The sequence below is a fragment of the Klebsiella sp. KPN54798 genome, from assembly GCF_021184225.1.
Taxonomy (GTDB): Bacteria; Pseudomonadota; Gammaproteobacteria; order Enterobacterales; family Enterobacteriaceae; genus Klebsiella; species Klebsiella pneumoniae.
In genome coordinates this window covers 634,200-656,395 of the sequence record NZ_CP089234.1, presented here as the reverse complement: position 1 = coordinate 656,395, position 22,196 = coordinate 634,200, and the positions used below count along the sequence as shown (strand labels likewise).

Sequence of the window (22,196 nt, the reverse complement as noted above, 5' to 3'; positions counted from 1 at the left end):
CTCTGCGCTCTCTCAGGGTGGAACAAGTATCAGTTGCCTGCCACCAGCATCTCGCTATCCACCACAATGCCCTCTTCAGCGCCCTTCAGCACCAGATTCGCTTCGTAATATTTACCGGCTTTCAGCAGTTCTTGCGCCTGCGCTACCGCCTTACGGGTCTGGTTAAGCGGCATCAGATACTGGTTCTCAATCACGCCAATACCGGCCAGACGCAGGGTATCGATAGCCCCTTTCTGATCGCCTTTCGCCAGCTTTTCGTTGGCGGATTGGATAGCGCTCTCTTTTTCCGGCGTGGCCACATAGTCTTCAGACAGGGCGATAGAGGCGTTAATGATCACATAGCGATCGGCGATCATTTTGGCTTTAGCATCAGTTTTCACAAACTTCGCCCAGCTGGCATCATCGGCGGCCAGCAGCGCGGCGGCGTCGTCTGTCAGTTTTTTGGCGCTATCCGGCTGGCCATGGAACAGCGCCAGACGGGCGAACTGGATGTCGCGCATCGCATTCGCGCCCTGCACCGCCACCTGCAGCACATCGGCGGCTTCTTTCTGTACCTGCGTCGTGGCTGCCGCGGCTGGCGCTGCCGTCGCGCTATCTGTTGCCCATACCGGAGAGGTACTCATCATGGTTGCCAGCAGGCTCGCCAGAATGACTTTTTTCATCGTTGACTCCTGATTAAAATCGGTAAGCATCACCAAACGCAGCCAGCTTAAAAAATATCGCGGGCATTGAGAATCAGAGCCCGGAAGTAATATTGCGGGCCTGGTCTGACAGCTGTCAGACCAGGCGTATAAAGTGGCCTCGGCGCTCTTATTTACGCCTGCCGATCGCGCGGCCTACTATTTTCCTCAGACCTTTCTTTTGGCCCGCTGAATAAATCCTCACGCTTTTTATTCAGCGTCAGGCCGCCAAGCGGGATCTGCGGAGCAATTATGTTTATGTTTAGCCATTACACTTTAAATGCGTTTAGCCCACGCGTCTTCATTCGATATAAACGGCATGCCTGCCTGATGGCGGTATTGCTGTTTATCTGCGGAGCCTGTTGTCTGGCCTGGCCGTTGGTCGCCGGCTGGTATCTCGCCACAGTAACCGGCATGTTATTGATGATCTGCGGCTTCTATTCGCTGTACAGCCTGATTGTCTTCCGCCAGCAGCACTGGAAATCACGCCTGGTGGCGCTGATCTTCGCCATCGCCTGGATCGTGCTCGGCCTGAGCTTTGTCGTCAATCCCCTCAACGGTATGAGCAGTCTGGCCATTTTATTTGGCTTTTTATTTGTTCTCGGCGGTATTTCCCGCATCGTTAACGGATGTCAAACCCGCAAACAAAGCGGCGCTGGCTGGAATATTTTTATCGGCCTGTTGGATTTACTTATCGCCTGCCTGTGGCTGGCCATGAACCCGCAGCAAAGCTGGTTATTTATTACCGCCTTTATCGGCGTTGAAATGATATTTAGCGCCATCGGCTTGTTGGTCCTGCGCAATAAAATGAAGCACGCTCAGGCTTAAGCCCTATTTTGACACTGGAGAAGAAAATGAATTTACCTAAAGCACTCGTATTGACCGTGGCGGCTACCACATTCTGTCTGATGACCAGCCCGGCGTTCGCGGTTGAGGAAACCACGCCGCAGAATATGACCTGTCAGGAATTTATGGATATGAACCCAAAAAGCATGACCCCGGTAGCCTTCTGGGTAGTGAATCGCAACACCGACTTTAGCGGCGGCGACTATGTTGACTGGCATGAAGTCGAGACCGTTTCGGTACCGAAAATGCTGCAGGAGTGCCACAAGAACCCCGCCGCTAAACTTGGCGATCTCAGCGCGGTCATCAAAAAATAACCCCCCGGCATCAGGCCGGGGAAACCCGCCGCGCTGCGGCGGGTCCCGCTTTACTCATCGATACCGCATTCGCACGGCAGATGGCGGCCGATAAGCTTGCGATACAAAAACGCCCCGATAATCGCCCCCACCACCGGCGCCAGCAGCGGCACCAGAAAGTAAGGGATCGCCAGCCCACCGGTAAAAGCGATCGAGCCCCACCCGGCCAGACTGGTAAACAGTTTTGGGCCGAAGTCGCGCGCCGGATTCAGCGCAAAGCCGGTTAGCGGCCCCATCGACGCGCCGATCACGGCGATCAGCAAGCCAATCAGCAACGGCGCCAGCGGCCCGCGCGGAATTCCGTTGCCGTCGTCGGTCAGGGCCATGATCATCGCCATCAGGATTGCCGTGATGGTGGTCTCCACGGCAAACGCTTGTATAAAAGTGATATGTGGATGCGGGTACGTGGAAAAGACCCCGGCCAGGTTAAGGCTGGCGGCAGTGCCGCGCACGATATGCTGACTCTGTTCAAGATCGAGAAACAGCTGGCGATAGAGCCCATACACCAGCGCGGCGGCGCAGAAGGCCCCGGCCGTCTGGGCAACAATAAACGGCAGCACCTTGCGGCGTTCAAAACAGGCGAACAGCCACAGGGCAATGGTCACCGCCGGATTTAGGTGCGCGCCGGAGACACCGGCCGTCAGGTAGATGGCCATGGCGACGCCAAGGCCCCAGATAATACTGATCTCCCACTGACCAAAGCTGGCCCCGGCGACCCGCAGCGCAGCGACGCAGCCCGCGCCGAAGAAAATGAGCAATCCGGTGCCAAGAAACTCGGCCACGCACTGCCCGGTTAAGGTAGAAGTCTGGTTCATTATCGGCATCCTGAAATAGCACGTTAAAGAGAGAGGCTGGCGCGAGCGCCCGTTTAATTCGCCTGACCGGCCAGTAGCAGCCCGGTGGCGACCGCATTGCGCGGCCCTTCTGTTCCCCGAATATTGCCCTGCCCGGCGACCACGCCATAGTGCGACAAGGCTTCCGTGATAAGCTGCGGGATCTCAAAGTCCAGCGATGAGCCGCCCACCAGCACCACAAAGGCGATATCGCGAATGGAACCGCCGGGTGAGACCTGGCGCAGCGCGCGCAGGCAGTTGGTGACAAACACTTTCTCTTTCGCCTGCCGGCGCACGAGACGAATTTTTTCCAGCGGGCTGGCGTTATCGATCGGCACCAGTTCGCCCTCCTTGATGTACACCACTTTGGCGAACACCGCCGGGCTGAGGGCTTCCCGAAAGAACTCCACCGCGCCATTCTCGTGACGAATACTGAACAGGCTTTCCACTTTGGCCAGCGGGTATTTTTTTATCGCTTCCGCCAGCGAAAGATCCTCGAGGCCCAGCTCGGTTTTAATCAACAGGCTGACCATATTCCCCGCCCCGGCGAGATGGACCGCCGTTATCTGCCCCTCCGCGTTGACGATCGCCGCATCCGTCGAGCCGGCGCCGAGATCGAGGATCGCCAGCGGCGCCGCACAGCCGGGAGTGGTTAACGCCCCGGCGATGGCCATGTTGGCCTCCACGCCGCCCACCACCACCTCGGTCTGCAGTCGGGCGCTCAGTTCGCGGGCGATAACCTGCATTTGCAGACGGTCCGCTTTCACCATCGCCGCCATCCCGACGGCATTTTCCATGGCGCACTCGCCGGCCATCCCGCCCTGCACCTTGCGCGGAATAAACGTATCCACCGCCAGCAGATCCTGGATGTATATCGCGCTCATCTCATGGCCGGTCAGGGACGCCATTACCTTGCGCACCCGCTCAAGCATGCCGCCGGCGTGGGTGCCCGGTTCGCCGCGGATGTCGCGTACCGGAGCGCAGGCGCTCATCGCCTGCATGATGGCTTCCGCGCCCTCGGCGACATCGGCCTCTCCGCGGCGCTTTTCGCCGCTAATGTAGAGGTTGCCCGCCGGGATCACCCGCGACTGCACGTCCCCCTGCGGGGTCTTGAGCACCACCGCTGAACGGTTGCCAATCAGGGCGCGGGCGATGGGGACGATGGCCTGGGTCTCTTCCGGGCTTAGCCCGAAGAAGGTGGCGATCCCGTAGGGATTCGACAGGATCCGCACCACCTGGCCCGGCGCGGCCACTTCCACCGCCGCCATCACCCCCTCGGGGACCTGCTCCAGCAGCGTCACTTCATCTACCACCGGCAGGGTTTTACGCAGGCGGTTGTTCACCAGCACGCCGTCGTCCTTTTTAAGGATCGCCGCCACCACGTTGATCCCCCGGTCGAGCGCCTCATTGAGCCACCACACGGCGTCAAGGAAATCGACGGCGTCGTCAATCAGTACGATCCACCCCTCGGCATACTGCGCCGCCGGCAGCGTCGCCAGCCGCCCGAGGGCGATAGTCGTCCCCACGCCAACGCCCACCCCGCCCGGCGTCTGCGGGTTATGACCGATCATGGTCGATTCGGTGATAATGGTCTCGGTGATGGTCTCCATCGCCACATCGCCAATCACCGGCGCGGCTTCGTTAAGATAGATGCGAGAGACATCGCTCATCGACCACGGTGTTTTCGCCAGGGCCTGCTCCAGCGCGGCGAGGGTCCCGGCGATATTGTCCCGCGTCCCTTTCATGCCCGTCGTCGCGACGATCCCGCTGGCAACAAACGCCCTCGCCTGCGGGTCGTCGGACGCCAGCGCCACCTCGGTGGTGGCGTTGCCGATATCAATCCCGGCTATTAACGGCATGCTGACCTCCGCTTAGCTTCCTTTACGCAGCTTATGCCGCTGCTGATACACTTCCGCCGACTCCCGGACAAAGGCGGCATTCACTGTCGCATGCCAGGTGTGCTCCAGCTCGTCGGCGATCGCCAGCAGCTCCGCCTGCGAGGAGCGGAACGGGCGCAGCGCGTTATAGATAGCCAGAATGCGCTCGTCAGGAATGGCGATAAGCTCCGCCGCGCGGCGGAAATTGCGCGCCACCGCATGGCGCTGCATCTGCTCGGCAATCTGCGCCTGGTACTCAAGGGTCTGGCGGGAGATCCGCACATCCTGCGGGCCCACCTCGCCAGAGAGCACCTTCTCGAGGGTAATATCGGTCAATGGTTTGCCGGTAGGCGTCAGGATATGCTCCGGGCAGCGGGTGGCTAACGGATAATCCTGCACGCGCATGGTTTTCTCGCTCATGGTCACTCCCTTACTAAGTCGACGTGCAGGGTGACGGGCTCGGCGTCCTGCACCACATGTTTGGTCTCTTTGATATGAAATAGCGCGGCTTTGGCCATAAATTTCGGCCGCACCATCTGATCGTTCACCACCGGCACCGGCGAAGGTGACTCTTTGCGCGCATAGCGCGCGGCGTTTTTGCCAATCTGCCGGTAGGTCTCCAGCGTCAGCAGCGGCGCCTGGGAGAACAGCTCCAGGTTGCTGAGCGGCAGCAGATCGCGCTGATGGATGACCGTGGTCCCCTTCGACTGGATACCGATGCCGATCCCCGAGCCGCTCAGGTTGGCAGCATCCCAGGCCATAAAGGAGACGTCGGACGTGCGCAGAATGCGCACCACCCGGGCGTGAAGCCCCTCTTCTTCCACCCCGGCAATCAACTCTTTGAGGATCGCGCCATGGGGCATATCGATCAGAGTGTGATGCTGGTGTTTATCGAAGGCAGGGCCGACGCCGATCACCACTTCATCGGCACGTTCATCGGCAGAAGCTACCCCGCCCTCGCGGGTTTTCAGGGTAAAAGAGGGCTGAATTTGGGTTGTCTGTTGCACAGGAATACCGCCTTATTCAATGGTGTCAGGCTGAACCACGCCCGGAATATTTTTGATCTCCGCCCAGCGTTCGGCAGAGATGCGATAGCCGGTGCCCGGCCCCTGATAGTCATTGATGTCGTTGACCGCACTCACCACCTCGAACTGCCGATCGAGAATGGCCGAGGTCTGCAGGTAATCGCCGGTGACCCGCTGGCGCAGCATATTGAGAATATTGCTGGCGATATCCTCAAAGCCGCTGCGGCTCAGCGCGCCGACAATATCGAGGCCGGTGATGTTGCGCTTCATCATCTCTTCCACCGCACTCAGATCCTCCACCACGTTACGCGGCGGCATCTCGTTGCTGCCGTGCGCGTAGGTGGCGGCTTCCACCTCCTCGTCGGCGATTGGCGGCAGCCCCAGCTCGCGGAAAACCGCCTGGATCGCCCGCGCCGCTTTCTGGCGAATGGCAATGGTTTCCGCCTCGGTCACCGGACGCAGGCCGCCGTCAACCATCAGGTCACGCTGCAGGATGTTGTAATCATCAAAATCTTCCGCATCGAAGTTCGAGCCGGCGAACATGTTGTCGTAGTTCGGCACCGCGCTGTAGCCGGAGAAAATAAAGTCGGTGCCCGGCAGCATCTGCATCAGGGTGCGCGCGGTGCGGCGAATATCCGAGTGGGAGAAAGTCTGGTCGTTGGCGGACGCCACTTCGAGGTCGAGCATAGAGGCGATCAGGTTTTCCGCCAGCACCGCCCGAATGCCCGACGGCACAGCGCCGGTCATGCCGATACAGCTCACCGCGCCGTTTTGCAGCCCCTGAACCCCGGCGCCTTTGGTAATGAAGATGCAGCGCGATTCGAGGTAGAGCATCGACTTGCTCTCCGAATAGCCCATCAGCGCTTCGGATCCGGTGCCGGAGGTGTAGCGCATTTTCAACCCGCGGGAGGCGTAGGCCGAGGCGAGGAACGCCTTTGACCACGGAGTATCATCGCCGTCGGTAAATACCGCTTCAGTGCCGTAGACCGACACCGTCTCGGCGTAGCTGGTTAAGCCACGCATGCCCAGCTCCAGCTCGGTGGCCTCTTCCACCGAGCACTGCGTCAACACGCCGGGACGGCCGCACTGCGAACCGACCAACAGCGCCAGGGCGTTAAACGGCGCATAGCGCGCGATACCGACCGTGGTCTCCTGTTCTGAGAAGCCGCGGATCCCGGCCTCGGCGGCGTCAGCGGCAATCTGCACCGGATTATCTTTGAGATTGGTGACGTGGCACTGGTTGGAGGGGGTCCGGCGGGCACGCATCTTCTGCAGCGCCATCATCATCTCCACCACGTTCATCTGCGCCATCACCTCGACCGCTTTGGCCGGCGTGATGGCGGTAGTGATGGCAATGATCTCCTCCCGGCTGACGTGAATATCCACCAGCATGCGGGCTATTTCCACCGCCTCCAGGCGCATTGCCTGCTCTGTGCGCTCAACGTTGATCGCGTAATCGGCGATAAACCGGTCGATCATGTCAAACTGGTCCCGGCGTTTGCCGTCCAGTTCGACGATCAGACCGTTGTCCACTTTTACTGAAGAGACCGGGTCAAAGGGGCTGTCCATGGCGATCAGCCCCTCTTCAGGCCACTCGCCAATCAGCCCGTCCTGATTGACGGGGCGCTGGGCCAGTACTGCAAATCGTTTTGATCTTTTCATTGTTCATCGGCTCAAAAGGTGAAATCCGCAAACGGTAGCGAATACGCCGGGCCAGCGTCGTTGCCGCCCGGCCATTACCGGCAATAGCGGAACTTTAAATGAGCCAGTGGTGAAAAAAATAAATTTAATTTCGTTTCAATTTGGCACACGAAATCTACCGACAGTTTCACTATGAAACTTTACTCCGCCGGCAAAAATAAAAAATGTGATCGCCCGCAATGATATAAATCAATTAATAAAAAACGCCCTTAATTACGTTTTGCCGACGCTATTTTAACCCTATTGACTAAATCATGGCGGGCGACAAAATAACGCTGACTAAAATAAAGCAAGCCAACCGAATGGTAATAGTTTTTTACTATCGCCCCCTACTGACTATTCGCGCCAGCGTTACCCTGGTGCGGGAGAGAATGATGAACAAGAGCCAACAAGTTCAGACAATCACCCTGGCCGCCGCCCAGCAAATGGCGGCGGCGGTGGAAAAAAAAGCCACTGAGATCAACGTGGCGGTGGTGTTTTCCGTGGTTGACCGCGGAGGCAACACGCTGCTTATCCAGCGGATGGACGAGGCCTTCGTCTCCAGCTGCGATATTTCCCTGAATAAAGCCTGGAGCGCCTGCAGCCTGAAGCAAGGTACCCATGAAATTACGTCAGCGGTCCAGCCAGGACAATCTCTGTACGGTCTGCAGCTAACCAACCAACAGCGAATTATTATTTTTGGCGGCGGCCTGCCAGTTATTTTTAATGAGCAGGTAATTGGCGCCGTCGGCGTTAGCGGCGGTACGGTCGAGCAGGATCAATTATTAGCCCAGTGCGCCCTGGATTGTTTTTCCGCATTATAACCTGAAGCGAGAAGGTATATTATGAGCTATCGTATGTTTGATTATCTGGTGCCAAACGTTAACTTTTTTGGCCCCAACGCCATTTCCGTAGTCGGCGAACGCTGCCAGCTGCTGGGGGGGAAAAAAGCCCTGCTGGTCACCGACAAAGGCCTGCGGGCAATTAAAGATGGAGCGGTGGACAAAACCCTGCATTATCTGCGGGAGGCCGGGATCGAGGTGGCGATCTTTGACGGCGTCGAGCCGAACCCGAAAGACACCAACGTGCGCGACGGCCTCGCCGTGTTTCGCCGCGAACAGTGCGACATCATCGTCACCGTGGGCGGCGGCAGCCCGCACGATTGCGGCAAAGGCATCGGCATCGCCGCCACCCATGAGGGCGATCTGTACCAGTATGCCGGAATCGAGACCCTGACCAACCCGCTGCCACCTATCGTCGCGGTCAATACCACCGCCGGCACCGCCAGCGAGGTCACCCGCCACTGCGTCCTGACCAACACCGAAACCAAAGTGAAGTTTGTGATCGTCAGCTGGCGCAACCTGCCGTCGGTCTCTATCAACGATCCGCTGCTGATGATCGGTAAACCGGCCGCCCTGACCGCGGCGACCGGGATGGATGCCCTGACCCACGCCGTAGAGGCCTATATCTCCAAAGACGCTAACCCGGTGACGGACGCCGCCGCCATGCAGGCGATCCGCCTCATCGCCCGCAACCTGCGCCAGGCCGTGGCCCTCGGCAGCAATCTGCAGGCGCGGGAAAACATGGCCTATGCTTCTCTGCTGGCCGGGATGGCTTTCAATAACGCCAACCTCGGCTACGTGCACGCCATGGCGCACCAGCTGGGCGGCCTGTACGACATGCCGCACGGCGTGGCCAACGCTGTCCTGCTGCCGCATGTGGCCCGCTACAACCTGATCGCCAACCCGGAGAAATTCGCCGATATCGCTGAACTGATGGGCGAAAATATCACCGGACTGTCCACTCTCGACGCGGCGGAAAAAGCCATCGCCGCCATCACGCGTCTGTCGATGGATATCGGTATTCCGCAGCATCTGCGCGATCTGGGGGTAAAAGAGGCCGACTTCCCCTACATGGCGGAGATGGCTCTGAAAGACGGCAATGCGTTCTCGAACCCGCGTAAAGGCAACGAGCAGGAGATTGCCGCGATTTTCCGCCAGGCATTCTGAGTGTTAACGAGGGGGCCGTCATGTCGCTTTCACCGCCAGGCGTACGCCTGTTTTACGATCCGCGTGGGCACCACGCCGGCGCCATCAATGAGCTGTGCTGGGGGCTGGAGGAGCAGGGGGTCCCCTGCCAGACCATAACCTATGACGGAGGCGGTGACGCCGCTGCGCTGGGCGCCCTGGCGGCCAGAAGCTCGCCCCTGCGGGTGGGTATCGGGCTCAGCGCGTCCGGCGAGATAGCCCTCACTCATGCCCAGCTGCCGGCGGACGCGCCGCTGGCTACCGGACACGTCACCGATAGCGACGATCATCTGCGTACGCTCGGCGCCAACGCCGGGCAGCTGGTTAAAGTCCTGCCGTTAAGTGAGAGAAACTGAATGTATCGTATCTATACCCGCACCGGGGATAAAGGCACCACCGCCCTGTACGGCGGCAGCCGCATCGAGAAAGACCATATTCGCGTCGAGGCCTACGGCACCGTCGATGAACTGATATCCCAGCTGGGCGTCTGCTACGCCACGACCCGCGACGCCGGGCTCCGGGAAAGCCTGCACCATTTTCAGCAGACGCTGTTCGTGCTGGGGGCTGAACTGGCCAGCGATGCGCGGGGCCTGACCCGCCTGAGCCAGACGATCGGCGAAGAGGAGATCACCGCCCTGGAGCGGCTTATCGACCGCAATATGGCCGAGAGCGGCCCGTTAAAACAGTTCGTGATCCCGGGGAGGAATCTCGCCTCTGCCCAGCTGCACGTGGCGCGCACCCAGTCCCGTCGGCTCGAACGCCTGCTGACGGCCATGGACCGCGCGCATCCGCTGCGCGACGCGCTCAAACGCTACAGCAATCGCCTGTCGGATGCCCTGTTCTCCATGGCGCGAATCGAAGAGACTAGGCCTGATGCTTGCGCTTGAACTGGCTGGCGTCAATATCGTACTGCTTCATTTTGCGCCACAGGGTGGTGCGGCCGATATTGAGCAGCTGCGACATCTCCTGCACCCGCCCGCTGGTCACCCGGGCGGCGTGAATAATAGCTTCCTTTTCGATGGCGCTAAAAGTCAGGCTGGCCGGCAGCAGCGATGACGCGCTATCCCCGCCCGGCCGCTCGGAAAAGAGATATTCCGGCAGATTACTCAGGCGAATGTGGCCGTTGTCGCTGCTGATGGCGATATTCTCAATGACGCTATTGAGCTCAAAATCATTCCCCGGCCACGAGTAGGCCACCAGCTGCGCCAGCGCGTCATCGTCCACTTTCAGTCGCGAAGAGAAACGCTTCTCCAGGCTCTTCAACCGGTTATGCACCAGCGACGGAATACTGTTGCGTCGGGCGCGCAGCGGCGGGATGACGATCTCAAAGGAGTGCAGCGCATAGTACAGCTGGCGGCTAAAGCGGTTCTGTTCCACCAGATTGGCCAGATCGACGGTGGTGGTGGCAATCACCTTCACATCCACCGGGATCAGGCGCCGGGCGTCGAGGCGGGTGAGCACGCCCTGCTTAATCACCTGCAGCAGAGCCGACTGCAGCTCCGGCGCCAGATACTCGATCTTTTCCAGAAACAGGGTGCCGCCGTTGGCCAGCTCAAGGCGGCTCAGGCGACCATTTTCATCGTCGGTAGGGGCGCTGCCCATAAAGTCCTGGCCCAGCACGCTGTCGGCATATAGCTGGCAGTTGACGGCGATGTAGGGGCCGCCCGCCCGTTCGCTTTCATTGTGAATAGCCTGGCTCAGCAGCTCTTTCCCGACCCCCTCTTCGCCGCACAGTAGCACCGGGAAGCCGCCGCGCGCCGCCTGGCGGCCAAAGTGGATCAGGCGTCGGGTTTCCGGATCGTCGGCAGACATCTGCTCAAAGGTGTGGCTGACTTTACCGAGCTGGCTGGTCATCAACTGCCGCATCTGCTCCACCGGGTGCAGCAGCAGAATAAAACTGTTGCCTTGCGCCTCGACAATCGGTTTTAAGGTGATCACCGCGTCGACAAACTGATGCTGACTTTCAAAGGTGACTTCGACGTGATTCAGGCCGCGGGCGTGTTTGATGGCGCGGCGCAGCAGCGCCGGGAGGGTCACCAGATCGGCGATATTTTTCCCCTGGCTGGCCTGAGCATCAAGATGCAGCAGTCTCGCCGCCTGAACATTGAGAAACTGCAGCACGCCCTGTTCGTTCCACGCCATCACCCCATCGTCCATGCTCTCCAGCAGGCCGTACATCTGATTGAGGTGGCGGTTGGATTCCGCCAGCAGGCTGTCGGTGAGCAGGGAGTTACCCACCTCGCGGGCGATGGCCAGCGTCAGGGAGAGGTCGGCGCTGGACTGGTGCTCGACCAGACAGCAAAGCGAGATAGAGCCGAACAGCCGCCCGTGGTTATCAAACACCGGCGTCGAGCAAAAACTCCATGGCTGTAGCGCCTGCTTAAAATGCCGATCGCCGGCGGTGTTGATCGGCTGGCCCTGCATCGCGGCCAGCGACAGCGCGCAGGTGCCGATAATGCTCTCCGCACAATAGCTGCCGTCGCGAAATCCCAGGGCAGCCAGCTGGGCCAGGGTTTGCGGCTCGCCGCAACGGCTCAGGATGCAGGCGGACTCATCAAGAATAAACAGCGCGCAGGGGCGGCCGTCCATAAACTCCCAGGCGTCTTCCAGCGCCGCCTGGCCGATGGTCAGCAGCGCGGTTTTACGCCGACAGATGGAGTCGAAGGTCAGGCCCTGGGCCTGGTGCGGCGTTTGCCAGGTTTCGCGCTGCATAAACTTGCTGCAGCGGTGCCATGACTGGGCAATGACGGAAGAGACCGCCTTCCCGGTATCCTGAGTCTGAACAGTCATATCCTTTTCCGCGTTGTACCATAGAGAACCCCTCCGGCAGCGACTGCCGGAGGGGAGAAAGAAAAACCGCTGACCTGGGCCAGCGGTTTAGCCACCGCGAATTAACGCGCCAGCCACTGCTGGCCTAACAGATCGGCGGTGAGGATAGCGGCATGGACGCTCTCCGGGGTCACCGCAAACGGCATATTATGGATGGTTTCCCCTTCCGCGCAGGTAGCTTTCGCCACCGCGGCGATTTTCTCGTCGATCCCCTCTTTGACGCCCATCTGCGCGAGCGTCACCGGCAGGCCGACGCGCTGGCAGAAGCCCAGCACCGTTTCAATCTCGTCCATCGGGCTGTTCTGCAGCACCAGCTGCGCCAGGGTACCGAAGGCCACTTTCTCACCGTGATACAGGTGATGGCACTCTTCAAGAATGGTGAAACCGTTGTGGATTGCATGGGCGGCGGCCAGGCCACTGCTTTCAAAGCCAATGCCGCTGAGGTAAGTGTTCGCCTCGATGATGCGCTCCAGCGCTTCGGTCACTACCCCGGCCTGCGCCGCCAGACGGGCCTTTTCGCCCTCCGCCAGCAGCGTATCATAGCACAGGCGGGCGAGGCTCAGCGCCGCCTCGGTGGACTGTCCTCCGGCCATGCTGGTGGCGCGCGCATCGTAGCAAGCTTTGGCCTCGAACCAGGTGGAGAGCGCATCGCCCATGCCGGAGACCAGCAGGCGTACCGGCGCTTTGGCGATAATCGCCGTGTCCATCACCACCATATCCGGGTTTTTCGGATAGATCAGATACTCTTCAAACTCGCCCGCTTCGGTGTAGATCACCGACAGCGCGCTGGTCGGCGCATCGGTCGAGGCGATGGTCGGGATCACCACCACCGGCAGCTTCTGGTAGTAACCGATCGCCTTCGCGGTATCGAGGGTTTTACCACCGCCGATCCCGACCACGCCGCGGCAGCCCTGTTTTTGCAAAATCGCCATCAGACGGTTGATTTCCGCATGGCTGCATTCACCGTTAAACCGTTCCGCATGGCAGCGAATATCGTGGCTCTGCAGGCCATTCACCACTTTCTCTCCCGCCAGCTTCATTACGAAATCGTCGGCGATGACGAAGAAGCTCTCCGCCAGGTTTTTGGCATATTGACCGAACAGAACAGCAGCATCAGGACCCTGAAGATATTTGGCTGGAGATTGAATAACTTTTAGCATTCCTTTCACCCTCAAATAAGTGCGCATGTAAACATGATGAGCCCTGGCGTTATCCGCGCCGGCCAGTGAAGCGCGGCCTGAACGGAGCGTACCGGAGCAGTGCGATCACTGTAGGGCCGGCAGGGAACAAAAAAATCTTTCGCCTTTTTGTTCTGATATGAAACACAGGTTAATTTTTTACGTTCCATATTGGAACAAAAAACCCTAGTCTCTGTCAGGATTGCGATCCCGATCCGCTCCTTTGCCGCATAATGCCCTTACAATCCTCCGTGTTTGACCGGCTTTTCTCCCGCAGTCGGCAGAAAATCAGCAAAAAATTTTTTCCCACCCGCTTCGCCAGATATCCCGACCGCCGCTTATGGCAGAAGAAAAAAAGCGCGCCAGCTCGCATTTTCACCATATCCTCGGCAAAAACGTTCCATAAAGAAACAAAATCAGGAAGCAATGTTTCGTAATGAAACCCGATCGTCGGGGCATTCTTTTTTTCGTCCGCTCAGCCAGAATCATCATATCGCCAGGCACGCTCCACCGTCAGACGATACCCCTACGCGATGACCGCCTCCGCCAGCAGAGAGGCGGCATCGAACCTTCTCCAACGGAGCACTGAATAATGAAAAAGCTGATTAACCGTGTTGAAGATGTACTGAATGAACAATTACAGGGGCTGGCTAAAGCCCATCCGCAGCTGACCCTGCATCAGGACCCGCTGTATGTGACCCGCACCGACGCGCCGGTGGCTGGCAAGGTGGCCCTGCTCTCCGGCGGCGGCAGCGGACATGAACCGATGCACTGCGGCTATATCGGCCAGGGCATGCTCTCCGGCGCCTGTCCGGGGGAAATCTTCACCTCGCCGACGCCGGACAAAATGTTTGAATGCGCGATGCAAATTGACGGCGGCGAAGGCGTCTTGCTGATTATCAAAAACTATACCGGCGACATCCTGAATTTTGAGACCGCCACCGAGCTGCTGCATGAGAGCGGCATTAAAGTCACCACCGTGGTGGTCGACGACGACGTGGCGGTGAAAGACAGCCTCTATACCGCCGGTCGTCGCGGCGTCGCCAACACCGTACTGATCGAAAAACTGGTCGGCGCCGCCGCCGAGCGCGGCGACTCGCTGGAAGCCTGCGCTGAACTGGGCCGCCGCCTGAACAATCTCGGCCACTCGATTGGTATCGCCCTCGGCGCCTGCACCGTACCGGCTGCCGGGCAGCCCTCCTTTACGCTGAAAGATGACGAGATGGAGTTCGGCGTCGGCATTCACGGCGAGCCAGGCATCGACCGCCGCCGCTTCAGCTCGCTGGACCAAACCGTCGATGAGATGTTCGATACCCTGCTGGAAAACGGCGCTTACAGCCGCACGCTGCGCCAGTGGGATACCGTCAAGGGCGCGTGGCAGGAAGTGCAGCAGAGCAAAACCGCGCTGCAAAACGGCGACCGGGTTATCGCGCTGGTTAATAACCTCGGCGCCACTCCGCTTTCCGAACTGTATGGCGTGTATAACCGCCTTGCCCAGCGCTGCGAAGCGTCCGGCATCATCATCGAACGCAACCTCATCGGCAGCTACTGTACTTCGCTGGATATGGCGGGCTTCTCCATCACTCTGCTGAAAGTGGATGACGAGACGCTGACGCTATGGGACGCCCCGGTTCACACCCCGGCGCTGAACTGGGGAAACTAAGGAGCACGACATGTCACTGAACAGAACGCAAATCGTCGACTGGCTGTACCGCTGCGGCGATATTTTCACCAAAGAGAGCGATTTTCTCACCGGCCTCGATAAAGAGATTGGCGACGCCGACCACGGTCTCAATATGCACCGCGGTTTCAGTAAAGTGGTCGAAAAGCTGCCGTCGATTGCCGATAAAGATATTGGCTTTATCCTCAAAAACACCGGCATGACGCTGCTCTCCAACGTCGGCGGCGCCAGCGGCCCGCTGTTCGGCACCTTCTTCATTCGCGCCGCGCAGGTGACCCAGGCCCACCAGAGCCTGACGCTCGACGAGCTGTACCTGATGATCCGCGAAGGTGCGGACGGTGTCGTCAACCGCGGCAAAGCGGAGCCAGGGGATAAAACCATGTGCGACGTCTGGCTGCCGGTGGTGGACTCCCTGCGCCAGTCCAGCGAGCAGCACCTGTCGATCGCCGCCGCGCTGGATGCCGCCTGCGAAGTGGCCGAGCGTGCGGCCCACGCCACCATCACTATGCAGGCGCGTAAAGGCCGCGCCAGCTATCTCGGCGAGCGCAGCATCGGACATCAGGATCCCGGCGCGACCTCGGTGCTGTTTATGGTTCAGATGCTGGCCGCCGCCGCCAAAGAGTAAGGAAATCGCGATGGTAAACCTGGTTATTGTTTCTCATAGCGCCCGGCTGGGCGAAGGTGTCGGAGAACTGGCCCGGCAGATGTTAATCAACGATGGCTGCAAACTGGCGATCGCCGCCGGGATCGACGATCCCGACAGCCCGATCGGCACCGATCCGCTTAAAGTCATGGAGGCGATCGAATCCGTGGCCGATACCGATCACGTGCTGGTGATGATGGATATCGGCAGCGCGTTGCTCAGCGCCGAAACCGCCCTCGATCTGCTCGATCCGGCGATTGCCGCGAAGGTGCGACTGTGCGCCGCGCCGCTGGTGGAAGGGACGCTGGCGGCCACCGTCAGCGCTGCCTCCGGCGCCGGGATCGACAAGGTGATCGCCGACGCCATGAGCGCCCTGGAGGCCAAGCGGGTTCAGCTGGGTTTACCTTCGCCAACTTCTGACGCCGCGCCGGCGCCGATGCTTGCCGACGACGGCGACACAAAATCGGTGTCAGTCATTATTAACAATCATAACGGCCTGCACGTGCGTCCGGCGTCGAAGCTGGTCGCCGCGCTGGCGGGCTTTAACGCCGATCTGCTGCTGGAGAAAAACGGGAAGTGCGTCAAACCGGACAGCCTCAACCAAATCGCGCTATTGCAGGTCCGCCGCAACGATAAGCTGCGCCTGCTGGCCCGCGGTCCGGATGCCGACGCGGCGCTGGAGGCGTTTCAGGCGCTGGCCGCCGATAACTTCGGTGAATCGCCTGCGGCGCAACCGGCAGCGGCTCCGGCAACGCCCGAGCGCGTCGAAGGCGCTGCCCTGCGCTATCCGCTGGCCCTGATCCAGCCGCTCCGCCCGGCTGCCGCCGATGCCGCCCGCGAGCAGCAGCGCCTGCGCCAGGCCATTGACCAGACGCTGGCGGATCTTATCGCCCTGACCGAGCTGGCGGAAAATAAATTTAACGCCGATATCGCGGCGATCTTCGCCGGGCACCACACCCTGCTCGACGATGACGATCTGTTTGATGCCGCCAACGATCGTCTGCTCACCGAACAATGCACGGCGGAATGGGCATGGCATCAGGTGTTGATGGAGCTCAGCCAGCAGTATCGCCAGCTGGATGACCCCTACCTGCAGGCGCGCTATATCGATATCGAAGATATTTTGCAGCGCACCCTGCGCCATCTGCAGGGCGCTCAGGAGAGAGTGCCGACGCCCGGCGAGCCAACAATTATTATTGCCGACAATATTTATCCCTCAACCGTCTTACAGCTGGATGCCAGCTTCGTTAAAGGCCTGTGCCTGCGCGACGGCAGCGAACAGGCTCACGGCGCGATTATCGCCCGCGCGGCGGGGATCGCCTGGCTGAGCCAGCAGGGCGAGGCGCTGAACAGCGTGCAGCCCGGCGAGACTATCGTGCTCGATATGCGCCACCAGCGCCTTATCCGTGACTAAAATTCACGTTGACCGTTACCGCTCCGGGGGCCTGCCTCCGGAGGGTGAGTTTTCGCTTACTCTTCAGGAACCACTATGTCTCAATTCTTTTTTAACCAGCGCGCCAGCCTCGTCAACGATGTGATTGAGGGTACCATTATCGCCAGCCCGTGGAATAACCTCGCCCGTCTGGAGAGCGACCCGGCGATCCGGGTGGTGGTCCGTCGCGATCTGAATAAAAACAACGTGGCGGTGATCTCCGGCGGCGGCGCCGGCCATGAACCGGCGCACGTCGGCTTTATTGGTAAAGGCATGCTGACCGCCGCGGTCTGCGGCGATCTGTTCGCCTCGCCGAGCGTCGACGCGGTGCTCACCGCCATTCAGGCAGTGACCGGCGAGGCGGGCTGCCTGCTGATCGTCAAAAACTACACCGGCGATCGGCTTAACTTCGGTCTGGCGGCGGAGAAAGCGCGCCGACTCGGCTACAACGTGGAGATGCTGATCGTCGGCGACGATATTTCGCTGCCGGATAACAAACAGCCGCGCGGCATCGCCGGGACCATTCTGGTGCATAAAGTGGCTGGCTATTTCGCCGAGCGCGGCTTCAACCTCGCCACCGTCCTGCGTGAAGCGCAATACGCCGCCAGCCATACCGCCAGCATCGGGGTGGCGCTGGCCAGCTGCCACCTGCCGCAGGAAGCCGACAGCGCGCCGCGCCATCAGGCCGGTCACGCCGAGCTGGGAATGGGCATCCACGGAGAGCCGGGCGCCTCGACGATCGCCACGCAAAACAGTGCGGAAATCGTTAACCTGATGGTGGAAAAACTGACCGCCGCCCTACCGGAAACCGGCCGCCTGGCGGTGATGCTCAATAACCTCGGCGGCGTGTCGGTGGCTGAGATGGCGATCCTGACCCGCGAGCTGGCCAACACCCCGCTGCAGGCGCGCATTGACTGGTTAATAGGCCCGGCCTCGCTGGTGACGGCGCTGGATATGAAAGGCTTCTCGCTGACCACCATCGTGCTGGAGGAGAGTATTGAGAAAGCGCTGCTTTCGGATGTGGAAACCGCCAGCTGGCAGAAGCCGGTGCAGCCGCGGACTATCAACGTCGTGCCGTCCACCCTCGACAGCGCCCGGGTGGATTTTACGCCCTCGGCCAACCCACAGGTGGGCGATTACGTGGCGCAGGTGACCGGCGCCCTCATCGATCTTGAAGAACATCTCAACGCGCTGGATGCCAAAGTAGGCGACGGCGATACCGGCTCCACCTTCGCCGCCGGGGCGCGTGAAATTGCCGAGCGGCTCGAGCGTCAGCAGCTGCCGCTGAACGATCTGCCAACGCTCTTCGCGCTGATCGGCGAACGCCTGACGGTGGTGATGGGCGGCTCCAGCGGGGTATTGATGTCTATCTTCTTCACCGCTGCCGGGCAGAAGCTGGGGCAAGGCGCCAGCGTGGCCGAGGCGCTGAACGCCGGTCTGGAACAGATGAAGTTTTACGGCGGCGCCGATGAGGGAGACCGGACGATGATCGACGCTCTGCAGCCGGCGCTGGCGGCGCTGCTGGCCGAACCGGAGAATCTGCAGGCCGCTTTCGCCGCGGCGCAGGCCGGGGCGGCTCGCACCTGCCAGTCAAGCAAAGCCGGCGCCGGACGCGCGTCCTATCTCAACAGCGATAGCCTGCTCGGCAACATGGACCCCGGCGCCCACGCGGTGGCGATGGTGTTTAAGGCGCTGGCGGAACGCTAAGCCTTCCCCGGTGGCGCTGCGCTTACCGGGGCGACGTAACACCGCCGAATAGCAGGTCGGGTAAGGCGTAAGCCGCCACCCGACAAAAAACGGCACCGCCGGTAGCCCGGATAAGGCGCGACGCGCCGCTATCCGGGTTTTACCACGATGGCTTTTTACTTGCTGTGCCAGTACGCCTGGGAACGCACCAGCTGCTGATCGATGCTCTCGTCTTCAAAGCGCGCCAGCAGCGATTTCACCACCGCGCCTTCGCCGGTCAGCCAGATAAAATAATCCTCCGCCGGCACCTTCACCTGCGCCAGACGCTCGGCGACGAAGGCCGGATTGTGGCCCACCACCCACTCGATGTTAAAGCCGTCGAGATCCGCCAGATAATCTTTATACGACGCATCGGCGATAGTAACGATGGCCGTCACCTGCGGCCTCGCCGGCAGCTGGCGTAATCCCAGCAGACGACGGCGCAGCGCCGGCATGCCGGACTCATCGCAAACATACAGCTGCCAGGCATAATCTTCCGGCACCACCAGCGAGCCGCGCGGGCCGCCGATCACCAGCTTATCGCCCACTTTTGCTTCCAGCGCCCAACGGCTGGCGATACCGCCATCGTGGATATAGAAATCGTAAGCCAGCTCGTGACGTTCGGCATCGTACAGCGGCGTATAGTCGCGGGTGGCAGGCCGCACGCCTTCCCCCCAGTCAATCCCCTCCTCGGTCACCTGCGGCGGGGTAAATGCCGCGCCCGGCTCGGGGAAAAAAAGCTTGGTATGGTCGTCAAAGCCGTGAGAGGCGAAGCCTTCCAGCGCCTCGCCTCCCAGCACGATACGCTGGAACGCCGCGCCTGCGCGCTCCACGCGCAGCACCGTCAGCTCACGGAAACGCAGCTCATTGCGGACACGCTGCGGGTACTTGTCTGCTTTGGTTTTTGTCATCATCGATTGCCTTCGTGAACGGTAAATAGATATATCTAAACTTGATGCAAATGATAATGATTGCCAACTAATAAGAATGCAAGTCTTTTTTTGATATAGTCAAAACAAACCGCATCAAAATCCACAGTCAGAAAATAATTTCATATATATCAATATATTAAATAATAAATAGCAACCAGCATTGCGAACATTCATTTTTTAGATATAAATTAGATATATCAAAACAGCAGGAGGTAACCATGCGACATCATCATGAAGAAGGGCGTGGGCCACGCGGGCGCCACGGTGACCCTAGCGAACACGGCGACCATGGCCGCCGCGGCGGCGGACGTCGCCAGCGTTTCTTTGGCCACGGCGAACTGCGGCTGATCATTCTGGATATCCTCAGCCGCAGCGCCAGCCATGGCTATGAGCTGATCAAAGAGATCGAAACGCTTACCCAGGGGAACTACAGCCCCAGCCCGGGGGTGATCTATCCGACGCTGGATCTGCTCCAGGACCAGGGCCTTATCAGCGTGGAAGACGACAACGGACGCAAGAAAATCCTTATCAGCGAGGAAGGAAAACAGCTGCACGCCGAGAACCAGGAGCACCTGGCCCATATCCAGGAGCGCCTGCAGGCGCGGATGGTCGGCTGCGAGCTGCGCCGCGATCCGCAGATGAAGCGCGCGCTGGAAAACTTCAAAGCGGTCCTCGACCTGAAAGTGAACCAGCAGGCCAGCAGTGCCGCCCAGCTCAAGCAGATCATCGGCATTATTGACCGGGCGGCGATGGAGATCTCTCAGCTCGACTAAGCCTCTTTTTTCACCACCGGCTGCCCCGCGCTGGGGCAGCCCGCACCACGGCGGATCGCCCCGTCTATTGCCGCCAGGCAGAAAATCTCGTCAGCTCAGGAATAAAACGTGCCAATAGTGGCGCAATGAGATTAAATTTTACACAATTCGTCTTTTGCTTTGCATTTATCCCGATTTTCACCGCTTCTGCCGAACTGGCGTAATCCCTGCAATACTTAATCCAGTATCGTGTGATACGTCCGCCCCAGGAGCACATTTTGAACAGGTTACCTTCCAGCGCATCGGCTCTGGCCTGCAGCGCACACGCACTGAATCTCATTGAAAAGCGCACGCTTGATCATGAGGAAATGAAAGCACTTAACCAGGAGGTCAGGGAATACTTTAAAGAGCATGTGAATCCGGGGTTTTTAGAGTATCGAAAATCGGTCACAGCCGGCGGGGATTACGGAGCCGTAGAGTGGCAAGCGGGAGGGTTAAATACGCTTGTCGACACCCAGGGACAGGAGTTTATCGACTGCCTTGGTGGGTTTGGTATCTTCAATGTAGGGCACCGTAATCCAGTTGTGGTATCCGCCGTCGAGAATCAACTCGCGAAACAACCGCTTCACAGTCAGGAGCTGCTGGACCCGCTACGCGCGATGCTGGCGAAAACCCTGGCAGCCTTAACGCCCGGGAAACTAAAGTACAGTTTCTTCTGCAACAGCGGTACCGAATCGGTAGAGGCGGCCATCAAGCTGGCGAAAGCCTATCAGTCGCCGCGCGGTAAATTTACCTTCATCGCCACCAGCGGCGCCTTCCACGGTAAATCGCTGGGCGCGCTGTCGGCCACCGCCAAGTCGACCTTCCGCAAACCCTTTATGCCGCTGCTGCCGGGCTTCCGCCACGTGCCGTTCGGCGATATCACCGCCATGCGCACCATGCTGAGCGAGTGCAAGAAAACCGGCGACGACGTCGCGGCGGTGATCCTCGAGCCGATTCAGGGCGAAGGGGGCGTGATCCTCCCGCCAACGGGGTATTTGCCGGCGGTGCGTAAACTGTGCGACGAGTTTGGCGCATTGCTGATCCTCGACGAAGTGCAGACCGGCATGGGCCGCACCGGCAAGATGTTCGCCTGTGAGCATGAGAACGTCCAGCCGGACATTCTGTGTCTGGCGAAAGCGCTCGGCGGCGGTGTGATGCCGATCGGCGCGACGGTGGCGACGGAAGAGGTCTTCTCGGTGCTCTTCGATAACCCGTTCCTGCACACCACCACCTTCGGCGGCAACCCGTTGGCCTGTGCGGCGGCGCTGGCGACGATCAACGTGCTGCTGACGCAAAACCTGCCGGCGCAGGCGGCGCAGAAAGGCGATATGCTGCTGGACGGTTTCCGCCTGCTGGCGCAGGAGTATCCGGACCTGGTGAATGAAGTGCGCGGGAAAGGCATGCTGATGGCTATCGAGTTTGTTGATAACGAGATTGGCTACGACTTTGCCAGCGAGATGTTCAGACAGCGGGTGCTGGTCGCCGGGACGTTAAACAACGCCAAGACGATCCGCATTGAACCGCCGCTGACGCTCACCCTTGAGCAGTGCGAACAGGTGCTGAAGGCGGCGCGCAAGGCGCTGGCGGCCCTGCGCGTTTCGGTCGAAGAAGCGTAATAAAGTGTCCTTCACCCTCTCCCTCTGAGAGGGTGAAGGATAACC

Annotated in this window: 22 protein-coding genes; 13 read left to right on the top strand and 9 right to left on the bottom strand. The window is 59.9% G+C overall.

Features of this window, described 5'->3' with window-relative positions; translation table 11 throughout:
- Nucleotides 1-29 precede the first annotated feature (29 nt).
- Complete coding sequence (locus LPQ25_RS03235; RefSeq protein WP_004144810.1) at nt 30-692, bottom strand: YfdX family protein; 663 nt, start codon at nt 690-692, stop codon at nt 30-32.
- 240 nt (nt 693-932) lie between these two features.
- On the opposite strand from LPQ25_RS03235, the gene LPQ25_RS03230 reads away from it, so the two are divergent.
- On the top strand, nt 933-1,508 hold the full coding sequence (locus LPQ25_RS03230; RefSeq protein WP_002917651.1) for an HdeD family acid-resistance protein: 576 nt from the start codon (nt 933-935) through the stop codon (nt 1,506-1,508).
- 26 nt (nt 1,509-1,534) lie between these two features.
- On the top strand, nt 1,535-1,840 hold the full coding sequence (gene hdeB, locus LPQ25_RS03225; protein ID WP_002917655.1) for an acid-activated periplasmic chaperone HdeB: 306 nt from the start codon (nt 1,535-1,537) through the stop codon (nt 1,838-1,840).
- Nucleotides 1,841-1,890: 50 nt separating this feature from the next.
- Here the strand turns inward: hdeB and LPQ25_RS03220 are convergent, their stop codons facing one another.
- From LPQ25_RS03220 to LPQ25_RS03200, 5 genes are read right to left on the bottom strand one after another with little or no spacing between them, the layout of a single operon-like run.
- On the bottom strand, nt 1,891-2,694 hold the full coding sequence (locus LPQ25_RS03220; RefSeq protein WP_002917658.1) for an MIP/aquaporin family protein: 804 nt from the start codon (nt 2,692-2,694) through the stop codon (nt 1,891-1,893).
- A 53-nt stretch (nt 2,695-2,747) separates the two neighbouring features.
- A complete protein-coding gene (locus LPQ25_RS03215; protein WP_002917661.1) occupies nt 2,748-4,571 on the bottom strand; it encodes a diol dehydratase reactivase subunit alpha in 1,824 nt (607 codons plus the stop codon).
- Nucleotides 4,572-4,583: 12 nt separating this feature from the next.
- The gene (locus LPQ25_RS03210) at nt 4,584-5,009 is read right to left on the bottom strand and encodes a glycerol dehydratase small subunit DhaB3 (protein WP_002917670.1); all 426 of its coding nucleotides are present in this window, start codon (nt 5,007-5,009) and stop codon (nt 4,584-4,586) included.
- A gap of 2 nt (nt 5,010-5,011) precedes the next feature.
- Nucleotides 5,012-5,596, bottom strand: coding sequence for a propanediol/glycerol family dehydratase medium subunit (locus LPQ25_RS03205; protein WP_002917672.1), 585 nt, complete (start codon nt 5,594-5,596; stop codon nt 5,012-5,014).
- A gap of 12 nt (nt 5,597-5,608) precedes the next feature.
- Nucleotides 5,609-7,276 (bottom strand): propanediol/glycerol family dehydratase large subunit, encoded by a 1,668-nt coding sequence (locus LPQ25_RS03200; protein WP_002917676.1) that lies wholly within the window; start codon nt 7,274-7,276, stop codon nt 5,609-5,611.
- 413 nt (nt 7,277-7,689) lie between these two features.
- Here LPQ25_RS03200 and LPQ25_RS03195 point away from each other — a divergent pair, with 413 nt between their 5' ends.
- The 4 genes from LPQ25_RS03195 to LPQ25_RS03180 are packed head-to-tail and all read left to right on the top strand — an operon-like array spanning nt 7,690 to nt 10,208.
- Nucleotides 7,690-8,118 (top strand): GlcG/HbpS family heme-binding protein, encoded by a 429-nt coding sequence (locus LPQ25_RS03195; RefSeq protein ID WP_015875176.1) that lies wholly within the window; start codon nt 7,690-7,692, stop codon nt 8,116-8,118.
- Nucleotides 8,119-8,139: 21 nt separating this feature from the next.
- A complete protein-coding gene (gene dhaT / locus LPQ25_RS03190; protein WP_004150927.1) occupies nt 8,140-9,303 on the top strand; it encodes a 1,3-propanediol dehydrogenase in 1,164 nt (387 codons plus the stop codon).
- A 20-nt stretch (nt 9,304-9,323) separates the two neighbouring features.
- A complete protein-coding gene (locus tag LPQ25_RS03185; RefSeq protein ID WP_002917678.1) occupies nt 9,324-9,677 on the top strand; it encodes a glycerol dehydratase reactivase beta/small subunit family protein in 354 nt (117 codons plus the stop codon).
- Nucleotides 9,678-10,208, top strand: coding sequence for a cob(I)yrinic acid a,c-diamide adenosyltransferase (locus LPQ25_RS03180; protein WP_014906901.1), 531 nt, complete (start codon nt 9,678-9,680; stop codon nt 10,206-10,208). It begins immediately after the preceding gene.
- On the opposite strand, the gene dhaR is transcribed toward LPQ25_RS03180, so the two are convergent.
- Together dhaR and LPQ25_RS03170 are read right to left on the bottom strand one after the other, a co-directional pair.
- Nucleotides 10,186-12,111 carry a dihydroxyacetone kinase operon transcriptional regulator DhaR gene (gene dhaR, locus LPQ25_RS03175; protein ID WP_002917680.1) on the bottom strand — a complete coding sequence of 642 codons (1,926 nt, stop codon included), beginning with the start codon at nt 12,109-12,111 and terminating at the stop codon, nt 10,186-10,188. The two genes, LPQ25_RS03180 and dhaR, sit on opposite strands and share 23 nt — an antisense overlap.
- A 101-nt stretch (nt 12,112-12,212) precedes the next feature.
- Nucleotides 12,213-13,310 (bottom strand): glycerol dehydrogenase, encoded by a 1,098-nt coding sequence (locus tag LPQ25_RS03170; protein ID WP_002917681.1) that lies wholly within the window; start codon nt 13,308-13,310, stop codon nt 12,213-12,215.
- A 269-nt stretch (nt 13,311-13,579) separates the two neighbouring features.
- Here LPQ25_RS03170 and LPQ25_RS03165 point away from each other — a divergent pair, with 269 nt between their 5' ends.
- From LPQ25_RS03165 to LPQ25_RS03145, 5 genes are all read left to right on the top strand, one after another.
- The gene (locus LPQ25_RS03165; RefSeq protein ID WP_048336850.1) at nt 13,580-13,765 is read left to right on the top strand and encodes a hypothetical protein; all 186 of its coding nucleotides are present in this window, start codon (nt 13,580-13,582) and stop codon (nt 13,763-13,765) included.
- Between the two features lie 155 nt (nt 13,766-13,920).
- Nucleotides 13,921-14,991 (top strand): dihydroxyacetone kinase subunit DhaK, encoded by a 1,071-nt coding sequence (gene dhaK / locus LPQ25_RS03160; RefSeq protein WP_002917682.1) that lies wholly within the window; start codon nt 13,921-13,923, stop codon nt 14,989-14,991.
- 10 nt (nt 14,992-15,001) lie between these two features.
- Nucleotides 15,002-15,634 carry a dihydroxyacetone kinase subunit DhaL gene (dhaL, locus tag LPQ25_RS03155; protein ID WP_004181378.1) on the top strand — a complete coding sequence of 211 codons (633 nt, stop codon included), beginning with the start codon at nt 15,002-15,004 and terminating at the stop codon, nt 15,632-15,634.
- A gap of 10 nt (nt 15,635-15,644) precedes the next feature.
- On the top strand, nt 15,645-17,066 hold the full coding sequence (dhaM, locus tag LPQ25_RS03150) for a dihydroxyacetone kinase phosphoryl donor subunit DhaM (protein WP_014906899.1): 1,422 nt from the start codon (nt 15,645-15,647) through the stop codon (nt 17,064-17,066).
- A 75-nt stretch (nt 17,067-17,141) separates the two neighbouring features.
- The gene (locus LPQ25_RS03145) at nt 17,142-18,791 is read left to right on the top strand and encodes a glycerone kinase (protein ID WP_234599495.1); all 1,650 of its coding nucleotides are present in this window, start codon (nt 17,142-17,144) and stop codon (nt 18,789-18,791) included.
- Between the two features lie 155 nt (nt 18,792-18,946).
- Here LPQ25_RS03145 and LPQ25_RS03140 read toward each other — a convergent pair whose 3' ends face one another.
- Nucleotides 18,947-19,723, bottom strand: coding sequence for a siderophore-interacting protein (locus tag LPQ25_RS03140; RefSeq protein WP_004144829.1), 777 nt, complete (start codon nt 19,721-19,723; stop codon nt 18,947-18,949).
- A 236-nt stretch (nt 19,724-19,959) separates the two neighbouring features.
- Here LPQ25_RS03140 and LPQ25_RS03135 point away from each other — a divergent pair, with 236 nt between their 5' ends.
- The gene (locus tag LPQ25_RS03135) at nt 19,960-20,514 is read left to right on the top strand and encodes a PadR family transcriptional regulator (RefSeq protein ID WP_002917718.1); all 555 of its coding nucleotides are present in this window, start codon (nt 19,960-19,962) and stop codon (nt 20,512-20,514) included.
- Between the two features lie 257 nt (nt 20,515-20,771).
- The gene (ygjG, locus tag LPQ25_RS03130; RefSeq protein WP_014906898.1) at nt 20,772-22,151 is read left to right on the top strand and encodes a putrescine aminotransferase; all 1,380 of its coding nucleotides are present in this window, start codon (nt 20,772-20,774) and stop codon (nt 22,149-22,151) included.
- The last annotated feature ends 45 nt before the right edge of the window (nt 22,152-22,196 follow it).

Coding starts and splice junctions, on each gene's coding strand:
- LPQ25_RS03235 (WP_004144810.1), bottom strand. CDS start 692: ATGCTTACCGATTTTAATCAGGAGTCAACGATGAAAAAAGTCATTCTG.
- LPQ25_RS03230 (WP_002917651.1), top strand. CDS start 933: ATGTTTATGTTTAGCCATTACACTTTAAATGCGTTTAGCCCACGCGTC.
- hdeB (WP_002917655.1), top strand. CDS start 1,535: ATGAATTTACCTAAAGCACTCGTATTGACCGTGGCGGCTACCACATTC.
- LPQ25_RS03220 (WP_002917658.1), bottom strand. CDS start 2,694: ATGAACCAGACTTCTACCTTAACCGGGCAGTGCGTGGCCGAGTTTCTT.
- LPQ25_RS03215 (WP_002917661.1), bottom strand. CDS start 4,571: ATGCCGTTAATAGCCGGGATTGATATCGGCAACGCCACCACCGAGGTG.
- LPQ25_RS03210 (WP_002917670.1), bottom strand. CDS start 5,009: ATGAGCGAGAAAACCATGCGCGTGCAGGATTATCCGTTAGCCACCCGC.
- LPQ25_RS03200 (WP_002917676.1), bottom strand. CDS start 7,276: ATGAAAAGATCAAAACGATTTGCAGTACTGGCCCAGCGCCCCGTCAAT.
- LPQ25_RS03195 (WP_015875176.1), top strand. CDS start 7,690: ATGAACAAGAGCCAACAAGTTCAGACAATCACCCTGGCCGCCGCCCAG.
- dhaT (WP_004150927.1), top strand. CDS start 8,140: ATGAGCTATCGTATGTTTGATTATCTGGTGCCAAACGTTAACTTTTTT.
- LPQ25_RS03185 (WP_002917678.1), top strand. CDS start 9,324: ATGTCGCTTTCACCGCCAGGCGTACGCCTGTTTTACGATCCGCGTGGG.
- LPQ25_RS03180 (WP_014906901.1), top strand. CDS start 9,678: ATGTATCGTATCTATACCCGCACCGGGGATAAAGGCACCACCGCCCTG.
- dhaR (WP_002917680.1), bottom strand. CDS start 12,111: ATGACTGTTCAGACTCAGGATACCGGGAAGGCGGTCTCTTCCGTCATT.
- LPQ25_RS03170 (WP_002917681.1), bottom strand. CDS start 13,310: ATGCTAAAAGTTATTCAATCTCCAGCCAAATATCTTCAGGGTCCTGAT.
- dhaK (WP_002917682.1), top strand. CDS start 13,921: ATGAAAAAGCTGATTAACCGTGTTGAAGATGTACTGAATGAACAATTA.
- dhaL (WP_004181378.1), top strand. CDS start 15,002: ATGTCACTGAACAGAACGCAAATCGTCGACTGGCTGTACCGCTGCGGC.
- dhaM (WP_014906899.1), top strand. CDS start 15,645: ATGGTAAACCTGGTTATTGTTTCTCATAGCGCCCGGCTGGGCGAAGGT.
- LPQ25_RS03145 (WP_234599495.1), top strand. CDS start 17,142: ATGTCTCAATTCTTTTTTAACCAGCGCGCCAGCCTCGTCAACGATGTG.
- LPQ25_RS03140 (WP_004144829.1), bottom strand. CDS start 19,723: ATGATGACAAAAACCAAAGCAGACAAGTACCCGCAGCGTGTCCGCAAT.
- LPQ25_RS03135 (WP_002917718.1), top strand. CDS start 19,960: ATGCGACATCATCATGAAGAAGGGCGTGGGCCACGCGGGCGCCACGGT.